Source organism: Variovorax sp. 10L421 (assembly GCF_056395365.1).
Genome location: NZ_JBFTJJ010000001.1, coordinates 558,079 through 583,829, shown reverse-complemented (window position 1 = coordinate 583,829; position 25,751 = coordinate 558,079). Strand labels below are relative to the sequence as shown.

General features: G+C 67.9%; 23 protein-coding genes. 12 read left to right on the top strand and 11 right to left on the bottom strand.

From position 1 onward, the window contains the following. Positions 1–3: 3 nt before the first annotated feature. Positions 4–828, bottom strand: a complete 825-nt coding sequence (locus AC1DFC_RS02870; protein WP_007833779.1) for an undecaprenyl-diphosphate phosphatase — start codon at positions 826–828, stop codon at positions 4–6. Between the two features lie 147 nt (positions 829–975). Between AC1DFC_RS02870 and AC1DFC_RS02865 the strand changes: the two genes are divergently transcribed. Continuing rightward, positions 976–1,857, top strand: coding sequence for a hypothetical protein (locus AC1DFC_RS02865; protein WP_478178640.1), 882 nt, complete (start codon positions 976–978; stop codon positions 1,855–1,857). On the opposite strand, the gene AC1DFC_RS02860 is transcribed toward AC1DFC_RS02865, so the two are convergent. The 3 genes from AC1DFC_RS02860 to AC1DFC_RS02850 are packed head-to-tail and all read right to left on the bottom strand — an operon-like array spanning position 1,849 to position 4,831. Next, positions 1,849–2,505, bottom strand: coding sequence for an aspartate/glutamate racemase family protein (locus AC1DFC_RS02860; RefSeq protein ID WP_478178639.1), 657 nt, complete (start codon positions 2,503–2,505; stop codon positions 1,849–1,851). The genes AC1DFC_RS02865 and AC1DFC_RS02860 overlap by 9 nt on opposite strands. A 14-nt stretch (positions 2,506–2,519) precedes the next feature. Further along, positions 2,520–3,434, bottom strand: a complete 915-nt coding sequence (locus AC1DFC_RS02855; protein WP_478178638.1) for a transporter substrate-binding domain-containing protein — start codon at positions 3,432–3,434, stop codon at positions 2,520–2,522. Positions 3,435–3,487: 53 nt separating this feature from the next. Then, positions 3,488–4,831 (bottom strand): aspartate aminotransferase family protein, encoded by a 1,344-nt coding sequence (locus tag AC1DFC_RS02850; protein WP_413334067.1) that lies wholly within the window; start codon positions 4,829–4,831, stop codon positions 3,488–3,490. Between the two features lie 192 nt (positions 4,832–5,023). Here AC1DFC_RS02850 and AC1DFC_RS02845 point away from each other — a divergent pair, with 192 nt between their 5' ends. Both AC1DFC_RS02845 and AC1DFC_RS02840 read left to right on the top strand, forming a co-directional pair. Then, complete coding sequence (locus tag AC1DFC_RS02845; protein ID WP_007833803.1) at positions 5,024–5,890, top strand: MurR/RpiR family transcriptional regulator; 867 nt, start codon at positions 5,024–5,026, stop codon at positions 5,888–5,890. A gap of 79 nt (positions 5,891–5,969) precedes the next feature. Continuing rightward, a complete protein-coding gene (locus tag AC1DFC_RS02840) occupies positions 5,970–6,335 on the top strand; it encodes an SPW repeat protein (protein ID WP_413334065.1) in 366 nt (121 codons plus the stop codon). A gap of 100 nt (positions 6,336–6,435) precedes the next feature. Here the strand turns inward: AC1DFC_RS02840 and AC1DFC_RS02835 are convergent, their stop codons facing one another. The 4 genes from AC1DFC_RS02835 to AC1DFC_RS02820 all read right to left on the bottom strand — a co-directional run bounded on the left by AC1DFC_RS02835 (position 6,436) and on the right by AC1DFC_RS02820 (position 16,140). Further along, the gene (locus AC1DFC_RS02835; RefSeq protein WP_007833807.1) at positions 6,436–7,917 is read right to left on the bottom strand and encodes an efflux transporter outer membrane subunit; all 1,482 of its coding nucleotides are present in this window, start codon (positions 7,915–7,917) and stop codon (positions 6,436–6,438) included. A gap of 13 nt (positions 7,918–7,930) precedes the next feature. Next, on the bottom strand, positions 7,931–11,203 hold the full coding sequence (locus tag AC1DFC_RS02830) for an efflux RND transporter permease subunit (RefSeq protein ID WP_007833809.1): 3,273 nt from the start codon (positions 11,201–11,203) through the stop codon (positions 7,931–7,933). 76 nt (positions 11,204–11,279) lie between these two features. Continuing rightward, positions 11,280–14,477: an efflux RND transporter permease subunit gene (locus tag AC1DFC_RS02825; protein ID WP_478178637.1), complete on the bottom strand. Its 3,198-nt coding sequence runs from the start codon at positions 14,475–14,477 to the stop codon at positions 11,280–11,282. A gap of 34 nt (positions 14,478–14,511) precedes the next feature. Further along, a complete protein-coding gene (locus AC1DFC_RS02820; protein WP_478178636.1) occupies positions 14,512–16,140 on the bottom strand; it encodes an efflux RND transporter periplasmic adaptor subunit in 1,629 nt (542 codons plus the stop codon). A gap of 258 nt (positions 16,141–16,398) precedes the next feature. On the opposite strand from AC1DFC_RS02820, the gene AC1DFC_RS02815 reads away from it, so the two are divergent. The 5 genes from AC1DFC_RS02815 to AC1DFC_RS02795 are packed head-to-tail and all read left to right on the top strand — an operon-like array spanning position 16,399 to position 20,124. After that, a complete protein-coding gene (locus tag AC1DFC_RS02815) occupies positions 16,399–16,920 on the top strand; it encodes a DUF6622 family protein (RefSeq protein WP_413335114.1) in 522 nt (173 codons plus the stop codon). 35 nt (positions 16,921–16,955) lie between these two features. Further along, on the top strand, positions 16,956–17,909 hold the full coding sequence (locus AC1DFC_RS02810) for a sterol desaturase family protein (protein WP_007833817.1): 954 nt from the start codon (positions 16,956–16,958) through the stop codon (positions 17,907–17,909). Continuing rightward, the gene (locus tag AC1DFC_RS02805) at positions 17,906–18,199 is read left to right on the top strand and encodes a 2TM domain-containing protein (RefSeq protein WP_007833819.1); all 294 of its coding nucleotides are present in this window, start codon (positions 17,906–17,908) and stop codon (positions 18,197–18,199) included. Before AC1DFC_RS02810 ends, AC1DFC_RS02805 begins: the two co-directional genes overlap by 4 nt. 53 nt (positions 18,200–18,252) lie before the next feature. Then, positions 18,253–19,266 carry a sensor histidine kinase gene (locus tag AC1DFC_RS02800; protein ID WP_007833821.1) on the top strand — a complete coding sequence of 338 codons (1,014 nt, stop codon included), beginning with the start codon at positions 18,253–18,255 and terminating at the stop codon, positions 19,264–19,266. 27 nt (positions 19,267–19,293) lie between these two features. After that, positions 19,294–20,124 (top strand): LytR/AlgR family response regulator transcription factor, encoded by an 831-nt coding sequence (locus AC1DFC_RS02795; RefSeq protein WP_413335116.1) that lies wholly within the window; start codon positions 19,294–19,296, stop codon positions 20,122–20,124. Positions 20,125–20,202: 78 nt separating this feature from the next. Here the strand turns inward: AC1DFC_RS02795 and AC1DFC_RS02790 are convergent, their stop codons facing one another. Continuing rightward, on the bottom strand, positions 20,203–20,544 hold the full coding sequence (locus AC1DFC_RS02790; protein WP_007833825.1) for a hypothetical protein: 342 nt from the start codon (positions 20,542–20,544) through the stop codon (positions 20,203–20,205). Between the two features lie 149 nt (positions 20,545–20,693). Between AC1DFC_RS02790 and AC1DFC_RS02785 the strand changes: the two genes are divergently transcribed. Beyond that, entirely contained in the window at positions 20,694–22,508 is a 1,815-nt protein-coding gene (locus AC1DFC_RS02785) for a glutamine--tRNA ligase/YqeY domain fusion protein (protein WP_007833826.1), read from the top strand. 11 nt (positions 22,509–22,519) lie between these two features. On the opposite strand, the gene AC1DFC_RS02780 is transcribed toward AC1DFC_RS02785, so the two are convergent. After that, entirely contained in the window at positions 22,520–22,822 is a 303-nt protein-coding gene (locus tag AC1DFC_RS02780; protein WP_478178635.1) for a hypothetical protein, read from the bottom strand. A gap of 86 nt (positions 22,823–22,908) precedes the next feature. On the opposite strand from AC1DFC_RS02780, the gene AC1DFC_RS02775 reads away from it, so the two are divergent. From AC1DFC_RS02775 to AC1DFC_RS02765, 3 genes are read left to right on the top strand one after another with little or no spacing between them, the layout of a single operon-like run. Beyond that, positions 22,909–23,457: a pseudouridine synthase gene (locus tag AC1DFC_RS02775; protein ID WP_157632203.1), complete on the top strand. Its 549-nt coding sequence runs from the start codon at positions 22,909–22,911 to the stop codon at positions 23,455–23,457. 37 nt (positions 23,458–23,494) lie between these two features. Continuing rightward, the gene (locus tag AC1DFC_RS02770) at positions 23,495–24,400 is read left to right on the top strand and encodes a peptidoglycan DD-metalloendopeptidase family protein (protein WP_413335119.1); all 906 of its coding nucleotides are present in this window, start codon (positions 23,495–23,497) and stop codon (positions 24,398–24,400) included. A gap of 42 nt (positions 24,401–24,442) precedes the next feature. Continuing rightward, entirely contained in the window at positions 24,443–24,694 is a 252-nt protein-coding gene (locus tag AC1DFC_RS02765) for a nucleotidyltransferase family protein (RefSeq protein WP_478178691.1), read from the top strand. Positions 24,695–24,778: 84 nt separating this feature from the next. Here the strand turns inward: AC1DFC_RS02765 and AC1DFC_RS02760 are convergent, their stop codons facing one another. Next, entirely contained in the window at positions 24,779–25,714 is a 936-nt protein-coding gene (locus AC1DFC_RS02760) for a M14 family metallopeptidase (RefSeq protein WP_413314148.1), read from the bottom strand. Between the last annotated feature and the right edge of the window lie 37 nt (positions 25,715–25,751).

Here is a 25,751-nt window from a genome sequence, read left to right as displayed (position 1 = left end):
AAGTTACTCCGCCCAGACCACCGCTCCGCTCCACGCGGTGGCCAGCACCACGATGCCGAAGGCGATGCGGTACCAGGCGAACGGAATGAAGTTGTGGGTGCTGATGTACTTCAGCAGCCAGCGCACGCACAACCATGCGCTGATGAACGAGAACACCAGCCCCACCGCGAACAGCGGGAGGTCGGCCACCGACAGCAGCGCGCGCTCCTTGTAGAGGCTGTACACGCCGGCGCCGATCAGCGTGGGAATGGCCAGGAAGAACGAGAAATCGGTCGCCGCCTGCCGCGACAGCCCCAGCAGCATGCCGCCGATGATGGTCGAGCCGCTGCGGCTGGTGCCGGGGATCATCGCGAAGCATTGCACCAGGCCGACCTTGAGTGCGTCCCAGGGCGACATGTCGTCGACATGCTCCACGCGCACCGAACCCGGCGGCCGCTTCTCGGCCCAGAGGATGATGAAGCCGCCGATGATGAAGGTGCTCGCCACCACGGTCGGGATGAACAGGTGCGCCTTGATGGCCTTGCCGAACAGCAGGCCCAGCACCACCGCGGGCAGGAAGCCGATGAAGATGTTCAGCGCCAGGCGCTGCGCCTTCGGCTGCCGGGGCAGCGCGACGACGGTCGACTTGATCTTGTGCCAGTAGACCAGGATCACCGCGAAGATCGCGCCGGTCTGGATGGCGATGTCGAAGACCTTGGCCTTGTCGTCGTCGAAACCGAGCAGCGAGCCCGCAAGAATCAGGTGGCCGGTCGACGAGATCGGCAGGAATTCGGTCAGCCCTTCGACGATGCCCATCACGGCGGCCTTGACCAGCAAAACAATGTCCACGCGCACTCCTTTGAAGAGCGGCCATTATCGCGAGGGAGCAGTCAGGCGCCATTCAGGCTCCCCTGTTCGGGTGATGTTCAGACCCGGTGCGTTGGCACACAGTCGGTCATGTTCGGGCATGTGTGGCGCCCGAAGGAGCCTTGACCAATGCGAACGTTCACGCCCAACAACGGGCTCGAAGAACACGCCTCGACCGCCGACGACCACGGCGAAGACCGCCGGAAGAACGCGCAGGATCTCGAGCGCGAGCAGCGCGCCTCGATGCGGCGGGTGGCCGAGGCCACCGGCGCATCGGCCAGCGAGCTGCAGCAGCTGATGCAGCGGCTGCTCGACATCGACCGCTCGGGCACGAGCGCCGGCATCGTGGCGCAGGGCCACATCGCGGCCGACCGCATGCAGTCGGGCATGCCGGTGCTGGACCTCGGCGGCGGCAACATGGCCGAACAGCAGGTCGACGCCATGCAGAGCATCGATTTCCGGTTGCTCGAAACGCTGGACCCGGCGCGCGACAAGAAGTGGTACGCCCGCTGGAAGTTCTGGAGCTTCATCCTCGGTGCGGCCGGCCCCGAGGCCGCGCTCACGCTGCAGGGCCTGGCGCTGCGCCCCACCGAGCCCGGCGATGCGCACGCCGACCTGGTGGCCAAGGCGCGCAAGGTGCTGGAAAGCTGGCGCCGCACCTCCGAGCCGCTGTTCTGGGCAGCCGTCGAGTGCTACGTGCGGCAGCAGTCGTTCTCGCTCGAAACGCAGGCCTACCTGATGCACTGCATCGCCGCCGTGTTCGCGGGCACTCCGATGAAGCTGTCGAACGCGCAGAGCGAGCAGCTCGCGGGCGTGCTCATCGACACCTATTGCGATGCGTTGGGCACCTCGGCGTGCATGCCCTCGGCGGACATCTACCGGCGGCTGTCGCAAGGCCTGGACGCAACCGACCGCGAAACCGGCATCCCCCGCTACCTGGGGCGCAGCGACGCGGCGCAGATCGCGATGACGGCGCTGTTCTCGGTCATCGAAGGCTCGCGCTCACGCTGACCAGGGCCCGATGCGCCGGCGCAGTGCGCGCACTGCGCTGTCGACCGTGGTCAGCACCGGCAGGCCGCTGGCCGTTTCGCAGGCGGCGCGCGCGCGCGCCATGCTGAACTGGGCCAAGGCAATGCGCGTGCAGCCGCGCTTGCTCAGGGCCGCGGCCTGCGCGGCGATCAGGGCGTCGTGCTGCTGCGTGTCGCCGGCATTCAATGCGTCGAGCGCGCCTTCGGCCAGCGCGGGTTCGATTGCCGTACCCCGCGGAAACTCGGGCGGCATGGAGGCCAGCGTCGGCGCGAAGGTGGCGATCAGCCCGAGCCGCCCCTGCCCTTGCGCCACCTCGTCGATCATGGCTTCGTTGGGCTTGAGCACCGGAATGCCCGCATGGCACCGCGCCACCGCCTCGATGCACGGCCCGAAGGCCGAGCAGGTGAAGAGAATGCCCTGCGCGCCCGTGTCGACCGCGTACTGCGCGAGCCGCTGGAAGCGCTCGTGCATGGCGCCGTCGAGCCCCTTGCTGCCGTTGCGCGCGAGGTCGGCCGACAGGCTGTCGTCGAGCAGGTTCATGCGCCGAGCCTCGGGCCAGTCGCGCGCGAAGGCGTCGTTGATGGGCGCGACCGAGTGCGACAGGGCGTGGATCAGGGCAATGCGAGTCATGGGGTCACGGGGGTTCAGATGCCTTTCGACGAGGGGATCGCGAAGGCGTCCTTCGTCTCGGCGTTGAGCGGGTAGTTGATGTTGATGCCCTTCGGCGGGATGGGCGACATGAACCACTTGGCATAGAGCTTTTCCATCTCGCCCGACTTCATCATGCCCGACACCACGCGGTCGACCAGCGCCTTGAAGGCCGGGTCGTCCTTGCGGAACATCAGCGACTGGTTCTCGGTGCGAAGGCTCTCGCCGGTGATGAGGAAGTCCTTCGGGTTGCGCGCATTCGCGATCTGCCCGGCCAGCAGGATGTCGTCGAGCACGAAGGCCTGGGCGCGGCCGCTTTCCACCAGCAGGAAGGAGTCGCTGTGGTCCTTGCCCGCGAGGTTGGTCACGTCGAGGCTGCGGCCCCGGTCGGCCTCGCGCAGCAGGCGGAACGAGGTGGTGCCGGTGGTGGTGGCCACGGTCTTGCCCTGCAGGTCGGCGATGCCCTTGATGCCCGAATCGGCCTTCACCAGCATGCGCACGTTGTAGCGGAAGATGTCCGGCGAGAACGCCACCTGCTTCTGGCGCTCGACCAGGTTGGTGGTGGAGCCGCACTCGATGTCGACCGTGCCGTTCTTCACCAGCGGCATGCGGTTGGCGGAGGTGACAGCCTGGTACTTGATCTCGATGGCGGGCAGCTTCAGCTCGGCCTTCACCGCCTCGACGATGCGGTTGCAGATCTCGATGCTGTAGCCCACGGGCTTGAGGTTGCCGTCGAGGTACGAGAAGCCGAACGACGACTCCCGGTAGCCGAAGGTGATGGCGCCGCTGGCCTTGATCTTGGCAAGCGTGTCGTTGTCCTGGGCCTGTGCGGCCGTGAGCGGCATGAGGGCCGCGAAGAGCATCGCGAGCGCGGTGGCACCGAAGGGAAACGGCAGACGAAGCTTGGGCATGGAACGCTCCTCGGAAGGACGGTTGAAGGAAAAGAGAACTGAAAAAGTGGTGCTCAGCGCGCAGCTGCCGCAGCGGCGCGCGTGACAGCGTCGATGGAGGCCGCGAGCCGCGCGGCGATCTCCTGCAGGTCCTGCCGCGTGGCGATGAAGGGCGGTGCCAGCAGCACGTGGTCGCCCTGCCGGCCATCGACCGTGCCGCCGAAGGGGTAGCACAGCAGGCCACGCGCCATGGCGTCCTTCTTGACGGTGGCGTTGAGCTTCAGCGCCGGGTCGAACGGCGCCTTGCTCGCGCGATCGGCCACCAACTCGATGCCCCAGAAGAAGCCGCGGCCACGGACGTCGCCCACGTGCGGGTGCGCGCCCAGCGCCTCGGCCAGCATCGCGCCGAACGCAATGCCGCCTTCGCGCACCTTGGCCACCAGCCCGTCGCGCCGGATCACCCGCTGCACCGCGAGCGCGGCGGCACAGGCCATCGGATGGCCGAGGTAGGTGTGGCCGTGCTGGAAGAAGCCGCTGCCCTTCGACATGGCATCGACGATGCTGCGCTGCGCCAGCACCGCGCCGATGGGCTGGTAGCCGCCGCCCAAGCCCTTGGCGACGGTCATCAGGTCGGGCACCACGCCCTCCTGCTCGCAGGCGTGCAGCGAGCCGGTGCGGCCCATGCCGCACATCACCTCGTCGAGGATCAGCAGCACGCCGTACTTGTCGCACACCGCGCGCACCGCCTTGAAGTAGCCCGGCACGGGCGTGAGCACGCCGGCCGTGGCACCGCCGACGGTCTCGGCCACGAAGGCGATCACCCGGTCGGCACCCTGCGCGAGGATGGCCGCCTCGAGTTCGGCCGCGAGGCGCAGGCCGTACTGTTCGGCGCTTTCGTCGGCGCGCTGCTCGCGGTACGGATAGCACGGCGCCACATGCGTGGCCGGCACGAGAATCGGCGCGAAGGGCTCGCGCCGCCACGCGTTGCCGCCCACCGCCAGCGCGCCGAGCGTATTGCCGTGATAGCTCTGGCGGCGCGCGATGAAGTGCGTGCGCTGCGGCTGGCCAATTTCGACGAAGTATTGCCGCGCCATCTTCAGCGCCGACTCCACCGCCTCCGAACCGCCGCTCACCAGGTAGACGTGGCTCATGCCTTCGGGAGCGGAGCCGATCATCTCGTCGGCCAGCTGTTCGGCCACCTCGCTCGTGAAGAAGCTGGTGTGCGCATAGGCCAGCTTGTCGAGCTGGGCGTGCATGGCGGCCAGCACCTCGGGGTGCGCATGGCCCAGCGACGACACCGCAGCGCCGCCCGAAGCGTCGAGGTATTCGCGGCCTTCGGCGTCACGGATGAACATGCCGTGGGAGCCGGCGGCTACGGGCGGGGTCTGGCGAAGGTGGCGGTGGAAGACGTGCGTCATGGTGTTTCGGATGCTTGGAACCAACGTTTCGCCCGGATTATTGTTTGGAACATTTGTTCCGTCAACTGTTCCCGTCTTCCACCTCCGGTACATTTGTTCCAACCGCAGCCGAAGAGAGACGGAGCCATGAGCGCCGCCGCCGGCCCGCCCCAAGCAAGCGCGCACCGCAGTGCGCAGCACGGAGGCCATCCAATGAACACCAGAGAGCAGATCCGCCAGCGTTTCAACGAACTGAGCCCCGCACTGCAGCAGGTGGCGCGCTACGTGCTCGACCATCCGAACGAGGTGGTCACGGGCTCGATGCGCAACGTCGGCACGCGTTCGCAGAGCACGCCTGCCACGCTCGTGCGGTTCGCCCAGCATCTGGGTTTCGGAGGCTGGCCGCAGCTCAAGGAAGCATTTGCCGCCGACATGGGCCTGGGCTCCGAAACCTACGGCGGGCGCGCCAAGCAGCTCGTCGGCCGCGCGAAAGACCAGACGCTGACGGGCGAAATGTTCGAGGTGCAGCGCCGCAACCTCGAGGCCACCCACCAGCAAAGCGAGCAGGCGCTGCAGAAGGCCTGCGTGCTGATCGAGAAGGCGCCGGCCGTGCACGCCGCGGGTTTCAGGGCGTGCTTTCCGATCGCCTTTTCATTCGTCTACGTGTACCGGCTCTTCCGCGCCAGCGTGCACCTGGTCGACGGCCAGGGCGGCTCGCTGGAGATGCAGCAGCGCGCTTTCGCCAAGGGCGACGCGCTGGTGGTGGCGAGCTTTGCGCCCTACTCGCGCGAGGCGCTGCAGGTGGCGCAGGCGGCCCGGGCGGCGGGCTGCCGCATCGTTGCCATCACCGACAGCGCGGCCTCGCCGCTGTCGCTGCTGGCGGACGAAACCCTGCTCTTCACGATCAACAGCCCCTCGTTCTTCCCCTCGGTCGCGGCCGGGGTGGCGGTAACGGAAGCGCTGGTCGAGCTGCTGGCCAGCCGCGCCGGCAAGCCCGTGATCCGGCGCATCGACCAGGCGGAGGCGCAACTGTTCGAATCGGGGGCCTACCTCACGGCCCCGGCGGCGCGGGGCAGCTAGCTTCCTCCAGCGGAACCCTGCCCGCAACGGTGTATCCAACCGCTGTCGCGGCGCCTTGTCGCGACAGGAGGTAATGACCATGAAGCAAGTGAAGCATTGGCAAGACCCTGTCAACGCCGCCGCCGGCGCCTGGCTGATCGTCTCGCCCTGGGTTCTGGGCTTTTCGGGCACGACGGCCGCCATGTGGACGATGGTTGCGACCGGCATCCTGCTCGGCGCGGTGGCGCTCGGTGCGACCTTCGTGCCCCGGCAGTGGGAAGAATGGACCGAGGTGGGCCTGGCAGCCTGGCTCGCGGTTTCGCCCTGGGTGCTCGGTTTCCGCGGCATCGAGATGGCCATGGTCAACGCGGTGCTCGTGGCCGCGGTGATCCTGGTGCTGGCGCTGTGGGTGCTGGTGACCGACAAGGACTATCTGGGCCACACCATCGACCGTACGGCGCATTGACCGCCCGGACGTCGTGACATTGCAATCAGGCCCGGCGAAGCGCCTGCGCTGACCTTCGGGCTTGCGGATGGGCCTCGCGCCCATCCCCGGCATCGCCGCCCTACTGTGTGCGGGAAGCGGCGGGGTGCGGTGCTGCCGCATCCGCCTTGGCGTTGCCCTCCATCCACCCGGCCTGCCATCCGCCACCCATCGCCTGGATCAGCGCGACGGCAGTGTTCTGGCGATTGACCTGCAGTTGCACCAGCGTGCGCCGCGCGCTGAGCGCGGCAGCCTGTGCCGTGACCACGTCGGTGTAGCTCACCTGTGCGGCGCGGTAGCGGTTGAGCAGCTGCTGCTCGGTCTTGTCGGCCGCCGCGGATGCCTCGCGGCGCAGGCCCTCTTGCTGCGCGAGCGTTGCGCTGGCGGTGAGCTGGTCTTCCACGGCCTGGAAGGCGGTGAGCACTGTCTGGCGGTAGCGCGCCACGCTGGACTCGTAGCCGGCCTTGGCGGAATCGACATTGGCCGCAATCGCGCCCGCGTCGAATATCACCTGTGCCACCGACAGCCCGAGCCCCCACAGTGTGTTGGCCGAACCGAACAGATCCTTCACGCGGCTTGCGTTGCTGCCCACCGAGGCCGTGAGGCCGATGTTCGGGAAGTACGCCGCGCGCGCAATGCCGATCTGCGCATTGGCCGCCGCCACCGAGCGCTCGGCCGCCGCGATGTCGGGCCGGCGCTGCAGCAGCGTGGAAGGCACGCCGAGCGGCACGCCGGGCACCATGGGCGTCCATTGCGCGGCCGGCAGGCTGAAGTCGGCGGGCGCCACGCCCAGCAGCATCGCAATGGCGTGCTCGTAGGTGGAGCGCGTGCGCTGCAGGCCCACGCGCTCGGCCTTGGCATTGACGAGCTGCGTCTGCGCCTGCAGCACATCGGTCTGCGCGGCGATGCCGGCCGCATAGCGGTTGCTCGTGATCTCGAAGGCGCGCTGATAGCCCTGGATGGTCTCGTCGAGCAGCACGATCTCGGCATCGGCCTCGCGCAGGGAAAAATAGTTGGTCGCGAGGCTGCCAATGGCCGAGAGCCGCGCGGCCGCAAGATCGGCCTCGCTCGCCTGCGCGTTGGCCTGCGCGCTGCTCACGGCTTCGCGCAGGCGGCCCCACACATCGGGCGTCCAGCTCGCGCCGAGCGTGACCGAGAAAGTGTTCGCCGGGCTCGACGTGCTGCTGCCACCCACCGTGCCGGAGCGCTTGCCCGAACCGTCGAGCGACACCGACGGGAACAGTGCCGCCCGCTCGCCGCGCACCAGCGCCTGGGCCTGCGTGTAGTTGGCCACCGCCGCGGCGATGTTCTGGTTCGACACCTGCACGCGGCCAGCCAGTTCGTCGAGCGCGGGGTCAGCGAACAGCTTCCACCACTCGCCGCGGTCGAGCGCATCGGCCGGCGCGGCGGGCAGCCAGCCTTCGGCGGTTTTCTGCTCTTTCCAGTCGATGGACGCGGCGGTGGTGGGCTGCACGTAGCGCGGGCCGACGGCGCAGCCGGCGAGGGCCGCGGCGAGCGCGAGCGCCGAGAGCGAAAAGCGCGAAGTGGAAAGCAGTGCGTTCATGGCGGTGTTGTTCTCAGACGGGCGTGGCACGGCTCAATTCGTGTTCATGTTTGCTTCGGCGGCGCAGCTTGTCCAGCAACAGGTAGACCACTGGCGTCGTCAACAGGGTCAACAGCTGGCTCGCGATCAGCCCGCCGATGATGGCCACGCCCAGCGGCCGGCGCAGCTCGGCGCCCTCCCCGAAGCCGATGGCCAGCGGCAGCGCGCCCAACGCGGCGGCCAGCGTGGTCATCAGGATCGGTCGGAAGCGCAGCAGGCAGGCCTCGCGGACCGCCTCGAGCGGCGTGAGCCCGCGCGAGCGCTCCGCCTCCAGCGCAAAGTCGATGATCAGGATGGCGTTCTTCTTCACGATGCCGATCAGCAGGAACACGCCGATCAGCGCAATGATCGAGAACTCCATGCGGAACATCAGCAGCGCCAGCACCGCGCCCACGCCGGCCGACGGCAGCGTCGACAGCACGGTGATCGGATGCACCAGGCTTTCATAGAGGATGCCCAGCACGATGTAGATCACGACCAGCGCCGCCAGGATCAGCATCAACTGCTGCCCCTGCGACTGCTGCGCACTGGCTGCCGTGCCGGCGAACGCGCCGCGCACGTTGGTGGGCATGGCGATGTTGGCCTCGGCCTTGGCGATGGCCTCGCGCGCGTCGCCGAGGTTCGCGCCCTCGGCAAGGTTGAACGAGATCGTGGTCGCCAACTCGCCGTCTTCATGGCTTACCGAGGTTGCGACGGATTGCTCCTCGAACTTCGCCACCGCCGACAGCGGCACCAGGGCGGTGGGCGTGTTGCTGAGCACGTTGCCGGTCGACGCGCCGCGCAGGCCCGCGTTGGCCGAGACCGGCACCGTCGCGCTCGCGGCCGTGGCCGATGCCGCCGAACTGCCGGAGGACGACGTGGTACCCGTCGCCGCCGCCACCTGCGTGGTCACCGTCTGCCCGCCGATCACCGAGGTCTTGGTCGCCGGCACGTACACATCGCTCAGCGAATTGGGGCTGCGCGTGTAGCGCGGCGCCCACTCCATCACCACGTGGTACTGGTTGAGCTCGGTGTAGATGGTTGCCACCTGCCGCTGGCCGAAGGCGTTGTAGAGCGCGTTGTCGATGGCGGTGGAAGTCAGGCCGAGCCGGCGCGCGCTGTCCGGGTCGACCTTGGCCACCGTCTCCACGCCGTTCTGGTCCTGGTCGGTGTCGATGTCGGTCAGCACCGGCTGCAGCTTCAGTTCGTCGGACAGCTTGACGGCCCAGGTGCGCAGGTCGGCCAGGCTGTCGCTCTTGAGCGAGTACTGGTAGGTGGAATTGCTGGCGCGGCCGCCCGAGCGCACGTCCTGCACGGGGCCGAGGAAAACGCGCAGGCCGGTCACCTCGTTGAGCTGCGGCCGCAGCCGCGCGATCACGGCCAGGCCGCTTTCCGTGCGCTGGTTGGCCGGCTTCAGGTTGACGAACATGAAGCCGCCACCCGCACGCGATCCGCCGGTGAAGCCGATCACCGTGTCAACCGCGGGGTCCTTGCGGACGATATCGATCACTTGCCGCAGCTTGTCGGCCAGCGCCTGCGACGAAATGCTCTGGTCGGCGCGCAGCCCGCCATTGAGCTGGCCGCTGTCCTGCTGCGGAAAGAAACCCTTGGGCGCGGCGCTGAACAGGTAGACGTTGAGCCCGACTACTGCCACCAGAATGAGCATGACGAGCGCCTTGCTGTCGAGCGCCCAGTCGAGGCTGTTCTCGTAGCGCTTGAGCACCCAGTCGTAGCTGCGCGCCGCCATGCGGCCGAGGCGTCCCTGCGGCTTGTTCTTGTCGTGCTCGCCGCCGGGCTTCAGGAGCCATGCGCACATCATCGGCGTGGTGGTGAGCGAGATGACCAGCGAGATCATCACCGCCGCCGACAGCGTGATCGCGAACTCGCGGAACAGCCGCCCCACCTGCCCGCCCATGAACAGCAGCGGAATGAACACCGCCACCAGCGACACGCTGATCGACAGCACGGTGAAGCCCACTTCCTTCGCGCCCAGCAGCGCCGCCTTCATGCGCGTCATGCCCGACTCGATGTGCCGGCTGGTGTTCTCGAGCACGACGATGGCGTCGTCCACCACGAAGCCCGTCGCCACCGTGAGCGCCATCAGGCTCAGGTTGTTGAGGCTGAAGCCCAGCAGGTACATCACCCCGAAGGTGCCGAGCAGGGCCGCCACCGTGGCCACCGCCGGCACGATGGTGGCGCGAACGCTGCGCAGGAACAGGCTGACCACCAGCACCACGAGCAGCACCGCGGCGATCAGCGTGAACTCGACCTCGCGCAACGAGGCGCGGATGGAGTTGGTGCTGTCCGACGCGACCTGCAGCGTGACGTCGGGCGGCAGTTGCGCCTGCAGTTCGGGCAGCAGCGCGCGCACGCTGTCGACGGTTTCGATGATGTTGGCCGAGGGCTGCCGCGTGATGAGGATGACGATCGCCGGCTGGCCATTGAAGAGGCCCAGCGTGCGCGTGTCTTCCACGCCGTCGAGCACCTCCGCCACGTCCTGCAGCCGCACCGCCGCGCCGTTTCGCCAGGCCACCACCATCGAGGCGTAGTCGCTGGCGCGCAGGGCCGGCGTCTGCGTGTAGATCTGGAGCTTGCGGCCTTCGCCCTGCACAATGCCCTTGGGGCGGTTGGCGTTGGAGGCCTGGATGGCGGCACGCACGTCCTCGGTGCTGATGCCGTAGCGGTTGAGCGCGAAAGGCAGCAGTTCCACGCGCACCGCGGGAAGCGAGCCGCCGCCGATCTCCACGTCGCCCACCCCATCCACCTGCGACAGTCGCTGGCTCACGATGTTCGAGACGGCGTCGTAGATCTGGCCCGGAGTCTTGGTCTTGGACGTGAGGGCCAGGATGATGACCGGCGAGGCCGCCGGGTTGGCCTTGCGGTAGGTCGGGTTGCTGCGCAGCGTGGCGGGAAGGTCCACGCGGCTGGCGTTGATGGCGGCCTGCACTTCGCGGGCCGCGCCGTCGATGTTGCGGCTCAGGTCGAACTGCAGGGTGACTCTTGAGGAGCCTACCGAGCTGGTGGACGTCATTTCGTTGACGCCTGCGATGGTGCCCAGGTGGCGCTCCAGCGGGGTTGCCACGCTGGTTGCCATCGTCTCGGGGCTTGCTCCCGGGATGGATGCTCTTACCGAGATGACTGGGTAGTCGACCTGGGGGAGCGGGGAAACGGGGAGGACGAAGAACGCGGCGATGCCTGCGAGGGCGACGCCGATGGTCAGCAGGACTGTGCCTATGGGGCGGCGGACGAAAGGCAGCGAGAGATTCATCGCTGTGCCCCCTGCTCGGGGCGCCGGCCGGGTCTCGGCCCCGGAAAGCAAACCAAGCACCAGGAGTCAGACAGCATCAAACCGCCTCCTCCTCGATCACGACCCGTCGAGAGCTCCCCCCACCCAGCCGGTCAAACGCCAGGTAGATCACAGGCGTAGTGAACAGCGTCAGCAACTGGCTGACGATCAGCCCGCCGAAGATCGCCAAGCCAAGAGGCCTGCGCAACTCGGCGCCTTCCCCAAAACTCAACATCAAAGGAATGGCAGCAAACAAGGCGGCCAGCGTCGTCATCAAGATGGGCCGGAAGCGCAGCAAGGCAGCCTGATGAATGGCTTCGCGCGCAGACTTGCCCTGGGTACGCTCCGCATCGATAGCGAAGTCGATCATCATGATCGCGTTCTTCTTCACGATGCCGATCAGCAGGATGATCCCGATGATCCCGATCACCCCCAGGTCGTTGCCCGTGATCATCAACGCGAGCAACGCACCGACCCCGGCAGAAGGCAGCGTGGACAGGATCGTCAGCGGATGCACGTAGCTCTCGTACAGCACCCCCAGCACGATGTACACGCAGACCACGGCGGCAAGAATCAGCCACAGCTGGTTCGACAGCGACCTCTCGTAGGCCCCTGAAGCGCCCAGGAAAGTCATCGTCACGCTGCCCGGCAGCCCGATCTCCTTGGCCGCCGCGCGAATCGCATCGACCGAGGCGCCAAGCGAAACCCCAGGTGCGGTATCGAAGTTCAGCGTGCTCGCCGGGTACTGCGCCACGTGCGTGATCTGCAGCGGTGCCTGCTGCTCGGTGATGTCGGCGATGGCGGACAGCGGCGTCGCGGTGCCGGAGCCCGCGATCAGGCTCAGCTGCCCGAGCGTCTGCGGCGTGTTCACCATCCCGGGCTGCGCCTCGAGGATCACGCGGTACTGGTTCGTCTCGGTGAAGATCGTCGACACGATGCGCTGGCCGAAGGCGCTGTAGAGCGCATCGTCCACCGTGCTCGCGGTGATCGACAGCCGGGCCGCCGTATCGCGGTTCACGTTCACGAAGGCGGCCAGCCCTTGCGCCCCGGCATCGCTGCTCACGTTGCGCACCTTGTCGGAGTCCTGCAGCTTCGCCACGAGCTTCTTCATCCACCCGGTGATCGTCGCGCTGTCCACGCCTTCGAGCGACACGCGGTATTCGGTCGGCCCGGTCTCGGCGTCGATGGTCAGGTCTTGCGTGGGCTGCAGGTACAGCGTGACGCCGGCCACCTGCCGCGCGCGTTCGCGCAGCCGGTCCATCACCTTCTGCTGGCTGTCGTGGCCGGACTTCAGGTTGATGAGCATGCTGCCCGTATGCAGCATGGTGTTGTTGGCGGCGTCCACGCCGACAAAGGAGCTGAGGTTCTCCACGTCGGGGTCGTCCAGAATCGCGCGGGCCGCCTGCTGCTGCAGCTGCGACATGCGGTCGAACGACACGTCCTGCGCCGCCTGGATGCGGCCCTGCAGCTGGCCGGTGTCCTGCGTGGGGAACAGGCCCTTCGGGATCGTGAGGTACAGCACCACGGTCAGCACCATGGTGAGCAAGGCGACCAGCAGCGTGAGCGGCTGGTGATCGATCACCCAATGCAGCGAGCGGTCGTAGCGCAGCATCACGCCTTCGAAGAAACGCTGGGCACGCGCGCCGAAGCCCGTGCCGCCTTCTTTCTTCGGCTGGTGCTTGAGCCAGCGCGCCGACATCATCGGCACGAGCGTGAGCGAGACCACGGCCGAGATCAGGATGGTGATGGCCAGCGTTACCGCGAACTCGCGAAACAGCCGCCCCACCACGTCGCCCATGAAGAGCAGCGGGATCAGCACGGCAATAAGCGACACCGTCAGCGAGATGATGGTGAAGCCGATCTGCGTCGCGCCCTTGAAGGCCGCCTGCAGGGGCTTCTCGCCCTCCTCGATGTAGCGCGCGATGTTCTCGATCATCACGATCGCGTCGTCCACCACGAAGCCGGTGGCGATGGTCAGCGCCATCAGGCTCAGGTTGTTCAGGCTGTAGCCCAGCATGTACATCAGGCCGAAGGTGCCGATGAGCGAGATGGGCACCGCGACACTGGCAATGACGGTGGCGCGCAGGCTGCCGAGAAAGGCGAAGATCACCAGCACCACCAGCACCACGGCCAGCACCAGTTCCATCTCCACGTGCCGCACCGAAGCGCGGATGCCCGCGGTGCGGTCGCTGAGCACTTCGATCTTCAGGCCCGCGGGAAAGCCGGCCTGGAGCTCGGGCAGCAGCTTCTTGATGGCGTTGACGGTGGCGATCACGTTCGCGCCCGGCTGGCGCTGCACGTTCAGGATGATGGCCGGCGTGAGCTTGCCCTCGCCGGCCTCGGCGGTCCCGGGCTGGCGCCGGGCCGTCCCAAGGCAGTCGCCCCCCTGGGGGGGAGGTTGCGAAGCAACTTCGGGGGGGCACTTTGTCCCGGCCCATGCGCCGAGCTGCGTGTTCTCCGCGCTGTTGACCACCTGCGCCACGTCGACCATGCGGATCGGCGCGCCCTTCTTGTAGCTGACGATGAGGTTCTTGTAGTCCTCGACCGTGAGCAGCTGGTCGTTCGAGTTGATGGTGTAGGCGCGCTTGGGGCCGTCGAAGCTGCCCTTGGCGCCGTTCGAGTTGGCCGCGCTGATGGCGGTACGCAGCGTGTCCAGCCCGATGCCGTTGGCGGCGAGGGCCTGCGTGTTGGCCTGGATGCGCACGGCCGGGCGCTGCCCCCCGCTGAGCGACACCAGCCCGACGCCCGAGACCTGGCTGATCTTCTGTGCGAGCCGCGTGTTGACGAGGTTCTGCACCTCGGTGAGCGGCAGCGTGTCGGACGTGACGGCCAGCGTGAGCACCGGTGCATCGGCCGGATTGACCTTGGCATACACCGGCGGCGCGGGCAGGTCGGCCGGCAGCAGCGAGCCGCCGGCATTGATGGCGGCCTGCACTTCCTGCTCGGCGACGTCGAGCGTCTGGCCGAGCGAGAACTGCAGCGTGATGATCGACACACCCGCGGCGCTGGTCGAGCTCATGCGGTCGAGCCCCGACATCTGGCCGAACTGGCGCTCCAGCGGCGCAGTGACGGTGTTGCTCATCACCTCGGGGCTGCCCCCGGGGTAAAGCGTCTGCACCTGGATGGTCGGGTAGTCAACCTGCGGCAAGGCCGACAGCGGCAGGAAGCGGAACGCCACCAGTCCGGCCAGCACGATGGCGACCATCAGCAGCGAGGTCGCCACCGGCCGGAGAATGAACGGGCGTGAGGGGCTCACCGGGAGGTCTCCGCGCTGCAGCGGCTATTGCCTGTCATGGGCCGCGCCTGCCCTGTCCGCCCTCGCCGCGGCCTTCGGACATGCGCTGCCAGCGCTCCAGCGCCGCCGGGTCGCCGCGGTCCAGCGCCTCGAGGAAGCGCTTGCGGCGCTCCAACTGTTCCGGGTTGTCCTTGACCGAATCGAGCATGCGCTGGCGCTGCTCGGCGGTCGGGAGCTTGGCGGGAGGCGCGGATTCCGCCGCGGGGGCGGCGGGGGCCGCAGGGGTAGCAGGAACCGCTGCGGCCGGGCCCGATGCGGCACCCTTCGGCATCGCCGCGCCGCCGCCGCCGGCACCACCCTGGCGGCGCCCGCCACGAGCCGTGCCGCCCGCGGGCGCCGATGCCGCGCCGGCCGGGCGCTCGGCCTGGGTCTGCACCCGCGCGCCATCCTTCAGCCGGTCGCCGCCTTCGGTCACGACCTGTTCGCCGGCCTTCAGGCCCGACATGACCGCCACGTTGTCCACGCTCGATTCACCGCGCGTCACCGGCCGCTGCGACACCGTGCTGTCGTCGTTCAGCACATACACATAGTCGCCGTTGGGGCCGTGGCGCAGCGCCGTGACCGGCACCACCACCGCGCTGCTCACGGTGCGCAGCAGCAGCCGCAGGTTGACGAACTGGTTCGGGAACAGCGCATCGTCGGCATTGGAGAAACGGGCCTTGGCCTTGACGGTGCCGGTCGCGGTGTCGACCAGGTTGTCGAGGGTGGCGAAGGTACCGTTCGCGAGCCGGCGCGTGCGCGTGCGGTCGAAGGCGGTGGCGTCGAGCTTGGCGCCCTGCGCGAGGCGCTCCTGCACTTCGGGCACGCGGTCTTGCGGAATGGCGAACTCGACGTCGATGGGTGCGATCTGCGTGATGGTCGCCACGCCGTTGGTACTGCCGGTCGAGATGTAGTTGCCCGCGTCCACCGGCCGCAGGCCGATGCGCCCGCTCGCCGGCGCGGTGATGCGGCTCCAGGCAAGGTTGAGCTTGGCCGTGTTCTCGTTGGCGCGGTCGATGGCCACAGTGCCTTCGAGCTGCTTGACCAGCGCGGCCTGCGTGTCCACGTCCTGCCGGGCGATGGAGTCCTGCCCCAGCAGAGTCTGGTAGCGCTGCAGCGTGACGCGCGCCGCCGCCAGCTGCGCCTCGTCGCGCTGGCGCGCCCCGGAGGCCTGCGCCAGCGCGTTCTGGAACGGCTGCGGATCGATGGTGGCGAGCACGTCGCCCTTCTTGACCATCTGCCCTTCCTGGAAGAGCACGGCCGTGAGCACGCCCGACACCTGCGGCTGGACGATCACGTTGGCCAGCGGCGTGACGGTGCCCAGCGCTTCGAGTTGCACGGGGATGTCGGCCTGCCTGGCCGTGGCGACGCCCACCGTGCTGGAGGCCCCGCCACCGCCGCCGCGCCCACCCGGGCCACCCGGGCCGCCCGGACCACCGGGCCCGCCCTGCCGGCCGGCACCGGGGCCGCCACCGGGACCGGGAACGGGCGTCTTCGACCGCTGGATCAGATACCAGGCGCCCCCGCCCAGTGCCACGAGCAGCAGCAACGTCAGCAGCCCGCCGACCCAGCGGCGCCTGCGCACCGTCGGATGTGTGGGCGAGACGGTGGGAGGCAGGGGCTCGGGTGGTTTTTCTTGTTCCATGGACGGTGCGTGCAGGAAATGCAGGGCAGGAGTGCGGACCAGCGTAGTACAGCGCGGAATGGTAGTCCGGCTGTTTGCTATGCCGTAAAGCGACGGTAAAGCTGCCCGCCGACATCCGCGATCAAGCGCAATTCACGCCTTCGGGCCGCAGTTCGCGCCGCCCGCATGCATTTCGTCGCACGCCCGTGGCAGGAATGGGCGAGCGTCGGCACAGTCCGCTGCATCGATTCGACCTTCCACTTTCAACGGAGCGCAACCATGCTGATGCAAATCATCCTTCACACGCCCAAGTGGGTCTTCGCCGTGTTCTTCCTGCTGCTGTGGCTCGGCGCCAGGCAGCTGCTCGCCAACAACGTGAGCCTGACGCGCGTCACGCTGATGCCCGTGGCGATGGGCGCGCTGTCGGTCTATGGCGTGGTTTCCGTCTTCGGCGATTCCTTCGGCGCCCTGCTCGGCTGGGCCGCCGCGGCGGTGGCGATGATGGCGCTGGTGCTGCAGCGCCAGCTGCCCGCCACCACCCGCTACGACGCGGCAGCGCGCCGCTTCCACGTGGCCGGCAGCCCGGTGCCGCTGATGCTCATGATGGGCATCTTCCTGACCAAGTACCTGGTGGGCGCAGCGCTGGCCATGCACCCCGAACTGCGCCAGCAGGCAGCCTTCGGCCTCGTAATCCCGGTGCTGTACGGTGCCTTCAGCGGTGTCTTCGCGGCCCGTGCGGTGCGCCTGTGGAAGCTGGCCATCCGTACTGACGCCATGACAGCCACGGTCGGCGCCGCCTAAGATCCCGAGCCGCAGCCCCCCAGGAAAGCACCGCCATGAACGTACTCCTGCTGATCCTCAAGATCTCCGTCACGGTGGTGCTCGCCGCCTCCATCGCCGAGGCGCTCGTGCTGTCCTGGCGCAACGGCTGGCGCAGCTACGACTGGAAGGCGTCCGGCATCTCGGTGGTCGACTTCCTGGTGCGCGAATACCCAATGCGCTGGCTGCTGCCGCTGGCCTTCTGGAGCGGCGCGATGGACTGGTTCTACGCCCACCGCCTCTTCACCCTGCCGATGGACCACTGGACCGGCTGGGCCGCCTGCTTCATCGGCCAGGAGTTCTGCTACTACTGGTACCACCGCGCGGCGCACCGGGTGCGCTGGTTCTGGTGCACCCACGCCATCCACCATTCGCCGAACCAGCTGAACCTGTCGGCCGCCTACCGCTTCGGCTGGACCGGCCGCCTCACCGGCACACTGGCGTTCTTCATGCTGGCGCCGCTGCTGGGCATGCCGCCGCGGGTGATCCTGCTGATGCTCACGCTGAACCTGCTGTACCAGTTCTGGATCCACGCGACCTGGATCCCGCGCCTCGGGCCGCTCGAATGGGTGCTGAACACCCCCTCGGCCCACCGCGTGCACCACGCCTCCAACCTGGAATACCTGGACGGCAACTACGGCGGCGTGCTGATCGTGTTCGACCGCCTGTTCGGCACCTACATTCCCGAGCGCGCCGACATCCCCTGCCGCTACGGGCTGGTGAACCCGGTCACCTCGTACAACCTTTTCGAGATCGAGTTCATGCACTGGCGCGCGCTGTTCCGCGACCTGGCCTCGGCCCGCTCGGTGCGCGCCTTCGTCGGCTACCTCGTGAAGCCGCCGGGCTGGAAGCCCGACGGGCCGGGCGAGACGACCGAGGAGCTGCGGGAGCGCGCGGCCTTGCAGGCGACATCGCCGCCATCGCTGGCCGCCTCAGATTTCATTCCTGTCCAATACAAGGAGTTGTCATGAACCACATTGCATCGAATCCCACCCGCTCCGACGTCGAGCGCCTCGCCCGCCGCCGCGCCGGCGCCAAGATGGGCTGGTACATCCACGCTTTTGTCTACGTGCTGGTCAACCTCGGCCTCGTCGCGCTCTCGGCTGCCCATGGCCGCAACTGGGCGATGTACCCGCTCATGGGCTGGGGCCTGGGCCTGCTGATCCATGGCGCCGTGGTCTGGTTCGTGGCCGGCGGCGGCTTCTACGACAGGCTCGTGGAGCGCGAACGCCGCGCACTGGGTGCCGGGGACCGCGGGTGAATCCAGGCCTGCCTGCTGCAAACAACAGGTTCACGCCCGAGAACCTGAGGAGCATGCTGCGGCATGGCCTGATCACCGCCGTCTTCTGCTGCCTCATCGCCACCGCGATGACCCTCACCGGCGGTGGCAACTGGGCCGGCCACCTGGTCTATTCGCTGGCGATCGGCACCGTGAGCTGGCTGTTCATCGACTTCGGCCGGCTGCTGATCAGCGGACACCGCGAAACCCTCTGGCCAGGATGGCCGGCGGGTTTTCTCCTGATCGCGATGGGCATGGTCGTCGGCTTCTTCGTCGGCAACCTCATCGGTGACGCCTGGTTCGGCGCACCCCGATTCGACTTCCTCGAACTCAAGGGCCACAAGCTGGCCACTGCCGCCACGATCACCATCATCGCGACGGTCGGCATGTGCTTCTTCTTCTACAGCCTCGGCAGAAGCAAGCACATGCAAGGCCAGATCGAGCTGGCACAGCGCAATGCCACGGAGGCACGGCTCAAGCTGCTCGAGACGCAGCTCGAGCCGCACATGCTGTTCAACACGCTGGCCAATCTGCGCGTGCTGATCACCGTCGACCCGCCGCGCGCCGTGGCCATGCTCGACCGGCTCAACAGCTACCTGCGCATGACCTTGAGCGGCTCGCGCGCGCTGTCGCATCCGTTGTCGGCCGAGTTCGAGCGGCTGGGCGACTACCTGGAACTGATGTCGGTCCGCATGGGCGACCGGCTGCACTACAGGCTCGACCTGCCGCAGGATCTGCGCGATGCGCCGGTGCCGCCGCTGCTGCTGCAGCCGCTGGTGGAAAACAGCATCCGCCACGGACTGGAGCCGAAGGTGGAAGGCGGCGAGATCGTCGTGCGCGCCCGCAGGCAGGCCGGCCTGCTGGTGGTCGAGGTGAGCGACACCGGCGTGGGCCTCGATGCCGCACCGCCTTCTGAAGGCAGCGGCTTCGGGCTCGAGCAGGTGCGCGAGCGGCTGGCCACGGTATACGGCGCCCAGGGCCGCATGAGCCTCTCGCCCTCGCCCGCCGGCGGCACCTGCGCCACGCTGAGCTTCCCCACGCCCGTCTGAACAACCTCACCCCACAACAACAACCAGATGACCCCGACCGCCCTCATTGCCGAAGACGAACCCCTGCTCGCTCAGGCCCTCAAGGCCGAGCTGGCCGCCGCATGGCCCGAACTGCAGATCGTCGCCACGGCAGGCGACGGCCGCAGCGCCGTGCGCGAGGCGCTGCGCCTGCTGCCGCAGGTGCTGTTCTTCGACATCCGCATGCCCGGCCTCGACGGCCTGGGCGCCGCCGCCGAACTGGCCGACAGCTGGCCCATCGACGAGGCGCCGATGCCCCAGCTGGTGTTCGTGACGGCCTACGACGAATACGCCACCCGCGCCTTCGAGGCCCAGGCCCTCGACTACGTGCTCAAGCCCGTGCAGCCCGGGCGCCTGCGCAAGACCGTGGGCCGGCTGCAGCAGGCACTGTCCGCACGGCAACCTGCGCCCACATCCGCCGTGGCCGACGAAGCGCTCGAACGAACGCTCGCCCAGTGGCGCCAGGTGCTGACGGCCGCTGGAGCCGGCGCGGCAGCAGCAGCCACCGCCCCGCTGCGCATGATCGCCGCCAGCGACGCCGGTGGCAGCACCGTGCGCATGGTGCCCATCGACGAAGTGCTGTACTTCGAAGCCGCCGACAAATACCTGCGCGTGCTGACCGCCTCGCACGAATATCTGATCCGCACGCCGCTCAAGCAATTGCTGACCCAGCTCGACGCCGACACTTTCTGGCAGGTGCATAGGGCGGTGGTGGTGCGCAGTTCGGCCATCGAATCGGTGCACCGCGACGAGGCCGGCAAGCTGCACCTGATGCTGCGCGGCAGGGCCGAGAAGATCCCGGTCAGCCGCCTGTACGCCCATCTTTTTCGCGCCATGTGAAATCGGCTGGCGCGCCCAAAGAAAAAGCCGGCCCTTCGGGGGCCGGCTTTTTCATTCAGTCACGAATGGCGTTGCAATTTAGCGCCAGTGGCCATGGCCGCGGTAGTAGCCTCGACCGTAGTAGCGCGGGCCGTAGTAGGCCGGCGGGCCGTAGTAGACAGGGGCCGGACGGTAGTACACGGGCGGCGGGTTGTAGTAGACCGGGGCCGGGGGTGCGTAGTACACGGGTGCCGGCGGCGCATAGACCGGCGCCGGGTAGTAGGCCGGAGCGCCCACGCCCACTGCCACGCCGGGAAGGCCGACACCGACCGACCAGCTCACGTCGCTACGGGCACTGGCTGAAGTGGCTGCAAACAATGCACCGGCTGCCACCACGCCTGCGGTGGCCCATTTGAAGAAAGTTGAACGTGTGAGGCTCATGATCCTGGACTCCTTGTTTCGGTGGGCTGCGTTCGGATCTGAACCGCCCATGGATGTATTGAACGCGGCAAATGCAAAGGGGGTGCACCGGGCATTGTGAAGAACGTTGCCAAAGGTAACCTATAAGGGGTGCCCTCTAGAATGAGGCAATGACCTCCCCGACCGACAAAAACGGCGCCAAAACGACCGCTGCACCAAGCAATTTCCTGCGCCACGTGATCGAGAACGATCTCGCACAGGGTGCTTATTCTGGCCGCAAATGGGGCGGATCGCCCGGCAACGCCACCCACCACGCCCAGGGCATGGCCGACCCGGCCAGGGTGCGCATGCGCTTTCCGCCCGAGCCCAACGGCTACCTGCACATCGGCCATGCCAAGAGCATCTGGCTCAACTTCGAGCTGGCCAAGGAATACGGCGGCGTGAGCCACCTGCGCTTCGACGACACCAACCCCGAGAAAGAAGACCAGGAATACGTCGACTCGATCCGCGACGCGGTGAACTGGCTCGGCTACGAAACCTACCTGGCCGACCGCCCCAGCGCCCCCGGCACGCTGCAGCCGCACGAGTACTTCGCGAGCAACTACTTCGACTTCATGTACGAGGCGGCCGAATACCTGATCGGCGCCGGCCTCGCCTACGTCGACGAACAGACCGCCGAAGAGGTGCGCGCGAACCGCGGCGACTTCAACACGCCCGGCACCGACAGCCCCTTCCGCACCCGCACGCCCGAGGAAAACCTCGCGCGCTTTCGCGCCATGCGCGACGGCCAGGTCGCCGATGGCGCCGCCATCCTGCGCGCGAAGATCGACATGGCCAGCACCAACATCAACATGCGCGACCCCGCGCTGTACCGCGTGCGCCGGGCCACCCACCACAACACCGGCGACAAGTGGTGCATCTATCCGATGTACACCTACGCGCACCCCATCGAGGACGCGCTGGAACAGATCACCCACAGCATCTGCACGCTGGAGTTCGAAGACCAGCGTCCCTTCTACGACTGGCTGCTCGATCGCCTCGCCGAAGGCGGCCTCGTCGCCAGCCCGCACCCGCGCCAGTATGAATTCGCCCGCCTCAACGTGACCCACGTGCTCACCAGCAAGCGCAAGCTGCGCCAGCTGGTCGAAGAGAAATACGTCGACGGCTGGGACGATCCGCGCATGCCCACCATCGCCGGCCTGCGCCGCCGCGGCTACACGCCCGAGGCGCTGCGGCTGTTCTGCGAACGCAGCGGCACGACCAAGTCGGGCGGCTGGATCGATTACGCCAGCCTCGAGGCCGCGCTGCGCGACACCTTGGACCCGATCGCCCCGCGCGCGATGGCCGTGCTCGACCCGGTCAAGCTCGTCATCACCAACTGGGGCGAACTGATGGGCGGCGACGGCACGCTCGACGACTGCTCGGCGCCGGTTCACCCCCATCACCCGGAAATGGGCCATCGCGAGTTCAAGCTCGGCCGCGAGGTATGGATCGAACGCACCGACTACGAAGAAGTGCAACCCAAGGGCTTCTTCCGCCTGTTCCCGGGCAACAAGGTGCGGCTCAAGTACGGCCACGTCATCGAATGCACCGGCGGCACCAAGGATGCGAGCGGCAAGCTCGTCGAAGTGCAGGCCACGCTGGTTCCGGACACCAAGAGCGGTACGCCCGGCGCGGATGCGATCAAGGTAAAGGGCAACATCACCTGGGTGGCGGCCGCGGATGCGGTGCAGGCCGAGGTGCGGCTGTACGAGCGGCTGTTTGCCGCGGCCCATCCGGGCAGCGGCGAACTGCTGGAGGAACTGAACAAGGCGAGCCTGGAGGTGTGCTCGGCGTTCGTCGAGCCTTCGCTGGCCAAGGCCGAAGCGGGTGTCGGCATTCAGTTCGAGCGGCATGGGTACTTCGTGCTCGACGCGAAGGCCAGCGCGGACGGCAAGCCCGTGTTCAACCGCGCGGCGGGGATGCGGGACAGCTGGGGCAAGTAAGCCCTGCGCCGCTATTCGGGCCGCTTGTAGACCACGCCCAGCACCGCACTGTTCTCGTCGGTGGTGCAAACGGCGGACCGTCCCTGCGGCCCGACCTTCAGGTTGATCGTGTAGACGCCGTCGCGCGGCGTCGTGCCGCTGTCCACCACGATGCTGCCCGGGGGCACACGCAGTTCGCGCGCGGCCGCAGCGACGCAGTTCTTGACGCTCGCCTCGGGCGCGCCGCCGACGCGCAAGGATGAGCTGCTGCAGGTGGCCATCGAAAGGCCTGCCGCCGCCACGCACGCGAGATGGATGTGGCTTCGCATCGTCATGCCGGGTTCTCCTGTGTGATAAGCCGATTGGAATCTCCAAGGCGGCCCGAATGCTGCAGGACAGACCCGGGCTATCCTGTGCGCTCATGACTTTTCCGAGCTCTTCCCGCCTGATCCGCTTCAACAAACCTTACGGCGTCCTCAGCCAGTTCACGCCCGAGGGCCGCTGGCGCGGCCTGAAAGACTTCATCGACATCCCCGGCGTCTACGTCGCCGGCCGGCTCGATGCCGACAGCGAGGGCCTGCTGCTGCTCACCGACGACGGCAAGCTCCAGGCACACATCGCCGATCCGCGCTTCAAGATGGAGAAGATCTACTGGGTGCAGGTGGAAGGCGAGCCGACCGAAGCGGCGCTCACCGCCCTGCGCTCGGGCGTGCAGCTCAACGACGGCCCCACGCGCCCCGCGCGTGCCCGGCTGCTCGATCCGCCGCCCGAGGTGTGGGAGCGGCAACCGCCCATCCGCGAGCGCAAGAGCATTCCCACCGCGTGGATCGAACTGGCGATCCGCGAGGGCCGCAACCGCCAGGTGCGGCGCATGACGGCGGCCGTGGGGCTGCCGACGCTGCGGCTGATCCGCGCTGCCATCGGGCCCCACACGCTCGAAGGCCTCGCGCCCGGAACCTGGAGCGGATAGCGCCCTCCATCCAACGCATTCCCCACCTTCTCTTCACATGAAGCAAACGCCCTCTTCCTTCCCCGCCCCTACCGCCCTCAACCGCCGCAGCGCCGTGCTCGGCACCATCGGCCTCATCGCCACGATGCACGCCGACGCCGCGACCAAGTCGGCGGCAAAGAAGCAGCCAGCCGCAGCACCCGGCGTATGGCCGCGCGCCTCGCAGGTGCCCGGTGGCATCGGCCGCCTGTCGCTGGGCCCGTCGGCCAAGCGGCCGCAGGCCTTCGCGGGCGACATCCCCCTGCTCGTGGTGGGCGACACCATCGAATGGACTGCGATCGTCGGCATCCCCCTCGCGACCGAACCCGGCGAGGCGAGCATCACCGTGCGCGCCGAAGGCAAGCCCGAGCGCCAGATCGCCTACACCGTGGCCCCGAAGCAATACCGCGAACAGCGCCTCACCGTGGCCCCGCGCACCGTCGACCTGTCGCCCGAGGACGAGGCGCGCTACGTCAAGGAACGCGACCACCTCACCGGCGTGATGGCCACCCTCACCGACATGCGCCCCGACACCGTTCTGCAGATGCGCGTGCCCGTCCCCGGCCGCCGCTCCAGTTCCTTCGGCCTGCGCCGCGTGTTCAACGGCCAGTCGCGCAATCCGCACAGCGGCATGGACATCGCGGCCGGCACCGGCACGCCGGTGCTCGCGCCCCTGCCCGGCAAGGTGATCGACACGGGAGACTATTTCTTCAACGGCGGCACCGTCTGGCTCGACCACGGCGGCGGCCTGCTGACCATGTACTGCCACCTGAGCCGCGTCGACGTGAAGGTCGGCGACGTGATGAAGACCGGCGAACCATTGGCCGCCGTCGGAGCGACTGGTCGCGTGACGGGGCCGCATCTGCACTGGTCGGTGATGCTGAACCGGGCGATGGTGGACCCGGCGTTGTTCATTGCGGTTTGAGATCGAGCGAGCAGCCGCACCACACTCCAACATCGCGCCGGCATTCGCGAGATTGCACTGAGTCACCACGTCAATGGCGTGTGGGTGTTCGGCTCTGCATCGCGCGGCGAGGACGGGCCTGACAGCGACCTCGATCTGCTGGTCGAACCCACCGCGCAAACCACCCTCATGAACGTTGGAGCGATCAGGTTCGAACTGAAGAGCCTGCTTGGCTTGGAGGTTGACGTGCTGACGCCCAACGGTTTGCCTCCGAAGTTTCGCGATCAAGTACTACGCGAGGATGTGCCGGTATGACCGGAAAACGCAAGATGCCGTGGTGCGCAACCTCGAAGTGATCGGTGAAGCCGCGAAGCTATTGGAGACCTGAACCTCAGTGCCTCAGATCGGCTTGGTCAGATAAACCGCCTCGCGCCCGACGATCACGCGCTGCGCCGGCATGAAGATCGTGCAGTCGTCGCACAGCGCGCGAATTTCCTCGTCGCCGTTGGTCGCGATCAGTTCGCCCTTGGCGAAGGTCTCGAAGCCGATCAACGGCCGCACGAAGGCGAAGTCCGGCGACCTGATGACGTGCGTCTGCAGCAGCTGGAAGCGCCGTTGCGGCTCGGGCGCAGGCGCGGCCAGGTCCTTGTCGACGAGGCCGAAGTACGCGAGGAAGTCGTACGTGACGGCCGTCGCCAGTTCCGATGCCGAACGCAGAAAGTGCTGGCCGCACTCGACCACCATCGCCACGCCCTTGCCGTCCGGCCCGCCGTGGCTGCCGTACTGGATCAGCGGGGTGCCCGAGCCCAGGCCGTCGGGCATCACGAGGTGCACCGAGGGACGGCCGATGGCCAGCGCGACCTTGGCGTTGCGCTCGAACGCCGGGTAGACCCAGAACGGCACGACGGGCTGGCTGGTCGAGTGGATGTCGAGGATGTGGTCGGCCGCATCGACCACCGGGCGAAGGATGCGCGCACGGCTCAGCTCGGGGCTGTCTTCGCTGCCGTCCAGCCACTCGGGCGACCAGATGCGGTTGAGGTTGTGCACGAGCTGGCGGCTGTCGAAGGGGAGCGCCTCGTTGAAGGACTCGTACGCGGCCACGTTGGCAAAACTCACGGTAAGCGTGCCGATCTTCGGGCGCACGTTGTTGTCGAGCAGGTGCGTGGCCGCCGTCATGCCGCAGATCTCGTTGCCATGCGTCAGCGCGTTGATCAGCACGTGCGGGCCGGGCTTGCCGGACTCGAAGCGGTGCACGTAGTCGATGCCGACGTTGCCCTTGCGGTACGCAGAAAGGTCGCGGGGGAGGACTTCGAGGGCGGGGGGAGATTGGGTCATGGGGCGAATGGTTAAGGCGAAGCGGTCGGCCAGTTTG

Coding starts and splice junctions, on each gene's coding strand:
- AC1DFC_RS02865 (WP_478178640.1), top strand. CDS start 976: ATGCGAACGTTCACGCCCAACAACGGGCTCGAAGAACACGCCTCGACC.
- AC1DFC_RS02860 (WP_478178639.1), bottom strand. CDS start 2,505: ATGACTCGCATTGCCCTGATCCACGCCCTGTCGCACTCGGTCGCGCCC.
- AC1DFC_RS02855 (WP_478178638.1), bottom strand. CDS start 3,434: ATGCCCAAGCTTCGTCTGCCGTTTCCCTTCGGTGCCACCGCGCTCGCG.
- AC1DFC_RS02850 (WP_413334067.1), bottom strand. CDS start 4,831: ATGACGCACGTCTTCCACCGCCACCTTCGCCAGACCCCGCCCGTAGCC.
- AC1DFC_RS02845 (WP_007833803.1), top strand. CDS start 5,024: ATGAACACCAGAGAGCAGATCCGCCAGCGTTTCAACGAACTGAGCCCC.
- AC1DFC_RS02840 (WP_413334065.1), top strand. CDS start 5,970: ATGAAGCAAGTGAAGCATTGGCAAGACCCTGTCAACGCCGCCGCCGGC.
- AC1DFC_RS02835 (WP_007833807.1), bottom strand. CDS start 7,917: ATGAACGCACTGCTTTCCACTTCGCGCTTTTCGCTCTCGGCGCTCGCG.
- AC1DFC_RS02830 (WP_007833809.1), bottom strand. CDS start 11,203: ATGAATCTCTCGCTGCCTTTCGTCCGCCGCCCCATAGGCACAGTCCTG.
- AC1DFC_RS02820 (WP_478178636.1), bottom strand. CDS start 16,140: ATGGAACAAGAAAAACCACCCGAGCCCCTGCCTCCCACCGTCTCGCCC.
- AC1DFC_RS02815 (WP_413335114.1), top strand. CDS start 16,399: ATGCTGATGCAAATCATCCTTCACACGCCCAAGTGGGTCTTCGCCGTG.
- AC1DFC_RS02810 (WP_007833817.1), top strand. CDS start 16,956: ATGAACGTACTCCTGCTGATCCTCAAGATCTCCGTCACGGTGGTGCTC.
- AC1DFC_RS02805 (WP_007833819.1), top strand. CDS start 17,906: ATGAACCACATTGCATCGAATCCCACCCGCTCCGACGTCGAGCGCCTC.
- AC1DFC_RS02800 (WP_007833821.1), top strand. CDS start 18,253: ATGCTGCGGCATGGCCTGATCACCGCCGTCTTCTGCTGCCTCATCGCC.
- AC1DFC_RS02795 (WP_413335116.1), top strand. CDS start 19,294: ATGACCCCGACCGCCCTCATTGCCGAAGACGAACCCCTGCTCGCTCAG.
- AC1DFC_RS02790 (WP_007833825.1), bottom strand. CDS start 20,544: ATGAGCCTCACACGTTCAACTTTCTTCAAATGGGCCACCGCAGGCGTG.
- AC1DFC_RS02785 (WP_007833826.1), top strand. CDS start 20,694: ATGACCTCCCCGACCGACAAAAACGGCGCCAAAACGACCGCTGCACCA.
- AC1DFC_RS02780 (WP_478178635.1), bottom strand. CDS start 22,822: ATGACGATGCGAAGCCACATCCATCTCGCGTGCGTGGCGGCGGCAGGC.
- AC1DFC_RS02775 (WP_157632203.1), top strand. CDS start 22,909: ATGACTTTTCCGAGCTCTTCCCGCCTGATCCGCTTCAACAAACCTTAC.
- AC1DFC_RS02770 (WP_413335119.1), top strand. CDS start 23,495: ATGAAGCAAACGCCCTCTTCCTTCCCCGCCCCTACCGCCCTCAACCGC.
- AC1DFC_RS02760 (WP_413314148.1), bottom strand. CDS start 25,714: ATGACCCAATCTCCCCCCGCCCTCGAAGTCCTCCCCCGCGACCTTTCT.